At 46.6% G+C, this 3,332-nt stretch carries 2 protein-coding genes; one reads left to right on the top strand and one right to left on the bottom strand.

Going from position 1 to position 3,332, the window contains the following annotated elements; genetic code table 11:
• Positions 1-58: 58 nt before the first annotated feature.
• Positions 59-1,453: a pyruvate carboxylase subunit B gene (locus BG32_RS02120; RefSeq protein ID WP_006487015.1), complete on the bottom strand. Its 1,395-nt coding sequence runs from the start codon at positions 1,451-1,453 to the stop codon at positions 59-61.
• Positions 1,454-1,502: 49 nt separating this feature from the next.
• Between BG32_RS02120 and mnmG the strand changes: the two genes are divergently transcribed.
• On the top strand, positions 1,503-3,332 hold a 1,830-nt coding region (gene mnmG / locus BG32_RS02115), incomplete at its 3' end, for a tRNA uridine-5-carboxymethylaminomethyl(34) synthesis enzyme MnmG (protein WP_121526328.1).

The following is a 3,332-nucleotide window of genomic DNA, read 5'->3' as shown; positions in this document are numbered from 1 at the left end:
CTTCCCTAATCGATGATGATGATGCTTCTTTCCAGGTAAAAATTGTTAATACTACGAATTAAACTGGATATACTGTTATTCCCTCTTTGAAATTCTTAGCGACATCGAAATCGACTCTCAGAGAGTCATTGTATCTTTGAGTCAAAAACCTCTTCCCGACTTCCCCAAGCAGCAAATAGATAAGCAGATCTTCATCGCTATTGGCCAAGAGACCTAGTTCATTCCTGCCCTTCTCGACTTCCGGCTCTAGAGTGTCGCCCGGTCTATGAGAAATCGATTTCTCGTCACCCATCACCCGAGTCTTCAACGTGCTTTCGATCTCCGCGGGCGGCGAACCGTAGAAGCCTTTGATGTATCTTTCAACTTCCTTTGTTATAGTCTTGTATCTTTCATTGTTCATGACATTAAGAACGGCCTGAACACCTACTATTTGAGAGGTTGGTGTAACCAGGGGCGGATAACCCAAATCGGCGCGCACTCTGGGCACTTCTTCGAGTACCTCCTCGAATCTGTCACTCATATTTTGTGCCTTAAGCTGGTTGATCAGATTGGAGTACATGCCCCCGGGTATTTGATTTTCAAGAACCGATGTGTTTATAGTGAAACCGGCATCGGTTTCACTATGGTTCTTACGAACGCGAGCAAAATAATCGTTTATCTCTTTTAGCAGTACGTAATCCGGCTTATCTGCAAGTCCCAAGTCGTGCAACGCCGTCCAGACACTTTCCACCCCGGGCTGTGAAGTTCCAAAGCCCATTGAAGAGGTTGCCGTATCGAGAATGTCTGCGCCGGCTTCGGCGCTCTTCAAATAGGTCATACCGGCAATGCCAGTAGTGAAGTGAGAATGAACTTCCAGCGGAATGGAGTGCCTTTTCTTGATCTTGCTTACAAGAGTCCATGCGGTTCCGGGTTTCAAGAGGCCGGCCATGTCTTTTATACAGAGGGAGTCTGCGCCAAGTTCTAGCGCTTTGTCGGAAATCTCTACGAAGTATTCGACGTTATGAACTGGGCTTGTTGTATAAGACATGGCTATCTGAAGGTGCATCCCGCTTTCCTTGACGGCCTTTGCCGACTTCTCCAGGTTTCGGAAGTCATTAAGGGCATCGAAGATTCTCACTATATCGATTCCGTGTTTTGCCATAGTTCTCACAAACAATTCCACAACATCATCGGCATAGTTTCTGTAACCCAGGAGGTTTTGGCCCCTCAATAGCATCTGGAGCTTCGTTTCCTTGAAACTTTCCTTCAATATATCAAGTCTTTCCCATGGATCCTCGTTTAAGTATCGGACACATGAGTCGAAGGTAGCCCCGCCCCACACCTCAACTGCGTGGTAGCCAACCCGATCAACAAGAGGAGCTATCTCCGCCAATTCGCCGGTAGTAACCCTCGTAGCAAGAAGTGACTGGTGTGCGTCTCTCATCGTAGTATCAACGAAACAGACTTTTCGCAATTTCATGCCTCCTCTCTGTGTACTATACTTATGATAGAGGAGTGATGTTATGCGATCAAATAAAAGAGATTACGAATTCGACATAATTGTTATAGGCGCCGGCCATGCAGGTATTGAAGCGGCTCTTGCCGGAGCCAGAATGGGCATGAAAACTCTTATTCTAAATATCAACCTTGATACGGTTGGATGGACGCCCTGCAATCCCGCAATGGGTGGTCCTGCAAAGGGGATAGTTGTAAGAGAGATAGATGTTCTGGGAGGCGAGATAGCAAAGTCAACCGATCAGGCATCACTCAATATAAGAATTCTGAACACCAGTAAAGGTGCAGCGGTTAGGGCGTTGAGAGCTCAGGTTGACAAGATTAGGTACAGCCAGACAATGAAGAGAAGCATGGAAATGCAGGAGAATCTCTTCATACAGAGCGGAATAGTAAAGGCTATAGAAACTGAAAAAGGAAGCGTAAAGGGTGTCATCACCAATTTTGGCCTCAGATACTCGGCTCGCTCAGTAATTGTGGCTTCCGGCACTTTTCTTGGTGGAAAGATATTTATCGGACCTCATGAATTTCCAGCCGGCAGACTTGGAGAGTTTCCGTCTACAGAGTTGACCGGTTCACTGCGGTCGATCGGTTTTGAAGTAAGGCGTTTCAAAACCGGCACACCGGCAAGAATTGCCGGAAGGTCCATCGACTTTGCCGAGATGGAGCGTCAGGGAACCTCCGAAACTCCGCTTTGTTTCTCACATTTCTCCGAACCTTACGTGCTGGAAGACGATCACCCTTGCTGGCTTACGAGAACGAACAAAGAGACCCATGACATTATAAAGAGAGATCTGCATTTTTCTCCGTTGTATGGAGACTTAAAACTCATCGATTCGAGAGGTCCACGTTACTGTCCATCAATCGAGGACAAGGTAATCAAGTTTTCCTCCAAAGACAGCCATCAACTTTTCGTCGAACCGGAGAGCGCTTACAGCAACGAGTACTATTTGAATGGTCTTTCAACTAGCTTACCTTACGAGACCCAGCTCGAAATGATAAGAACAATTCCAGGACTAGGCAGAGCAGAAATAGTACGACCGGCTTATGCAATTGAATACGACTACATTAACCCCACTCAACTTTACTCAACCCTGGAGAGCAAAGTAGTCGAGAATCTTTATTTTGCCGGCCAGGTTAACGGAACGAGTGGTTACGAAGAGGCGGCCGGTCAGGGACTCATCGCTGGAATAAATGCCTCGGCGAAACTGTTGGGAGAAAAGCAGCTAGTGCTCAGCCGATCCGAGGCTTATATTGGAGTGATGATTGATGACCTTGTGACGAAAGGTGTCGATGAACCTTATAGATTGCTGACTTCTAGGGCAGAGTATAGATTACTTCTCAGGCACGACAACGCTCATATTAGGCTTACCGAGTACGGTTATAGATATGGGCTGGTGCCTGCCTGGTTTAAGGAAAGAGTAGACAGTCTGACCAGAGAAATAAAGACTCAGTTGATAAGGCTCCAGAAGATCAATGTCAGACCTTCGGAGGGCTTGAACGAGCTGCTCATCAGTAAGGGCAGTTCAAAAATCGATTTGCCGGTGAAGTTTTCTTCGCTGTTGAAGAGGGCCGGCGTTGGTTACAGGGATATCTCCATGTTTGATCCAGAACCGATATTGGATGACGATGTTATTGGACAAGTTGAAATAGAAGTCAAGTACAGCGGCTACATCGACCGACTTAAGGCAGAAGTTAAGCGTCTCGAAGAGATCGAGGAGGATTTAATTCCCTCGACTATGGACTATGATGCCGTATCAAATTTGTCAACGGAAGCAAGAGAAAAACTGAAGAAGACCAAACCTGCATCTGTTGGCCAAGCTATGAGAATACCCGGCCTC

Origin of the sequence: Mesotoga sp. HF07.pep.5.2.highcov (assembly GCF_003666285.1) — a bacterium.
GTDB classification, from domain to species: Bacteria; Thermotogota; Thermotogae; order Petrotogales; family Kosmotogaceae; genus Mesotoga; species Mesotoga prima.
This window is presented reverse-complemented; position numbering and strand designations above follow the sequence as displayed.